At 40.6% G+C, this 653-nt stretch carries 1 pseudogene; it reads right to left on the bottom strand.

Features of this window, described 5'->3' with window-relative positions:
- Positions 1 to 399: pseudogene (locus A3757_RS05310) on the bottom strand (methylamine utilization protein); the annotation flags it as partial.
- Between the last annotated feature and the right edge of the window lie 254 nt (positions 400 to 653).

Raw genomic sequence — 653 nt, 5'->3', positions numbered from 1 at the left:
GCCCAACATTGAGTCATGAATATTGCAACCTAGTGCCACTAAACCCGGCTGATTAAAGGTAATCGGCTGTTCGGGAACTCCTTGATATAATTTAATTTCAAACTTTTTGGGTTGGGAAAAGGAATAGACATGGTGACGGATATTATCACTATTGGGAAAGACAACCGCTTGCCCTTGGTCTATCGCCAATACATGAGGTACAAAGGCAATATCAAGCTGATCCATAATGGCCGGCGTTTCCTCTGCTTGCTCAATATTTCCTTCGGGTATCGCTACATAAGCGTCTTTAACCGGTTTACCGTTCTGATCAAGCACTAAAACCTCAAAAGCAGCTAAGGGTGTCGAACAGAAAACAAGTAAACTAATCATTGCAAAAACAAGTGGGTTAACACGGCTCACTAACACTCTCCAGTCGCTATAGAAGTCCTTAGACGCTGTTAATCAGTGTAGGTTCAAAAACCGGAATCAGAAAGAAGTCAGGTGACTATTTTTTGATTCCGATTAAGGGTCGTTCGATTATACTTAGCCAGAGCCGACGAATTCGAATCACACCTAAATAGCCTAGTAAATTTAAATTATAGGCTATAGATATTAGTCCTACAGCATGCTTAAATAGGCTTCTACGCAAGGGATAATGCGTTAATAACAAAAAT

The sequence above is a fragment of the Oleiphilus sp. HI0117 genome, from assembly GCF_001635235.1.
Note: the sequence above shows the minus strand (reverse complement) of the source record. Positions and strands in the feature narration are given on the sequence as shown.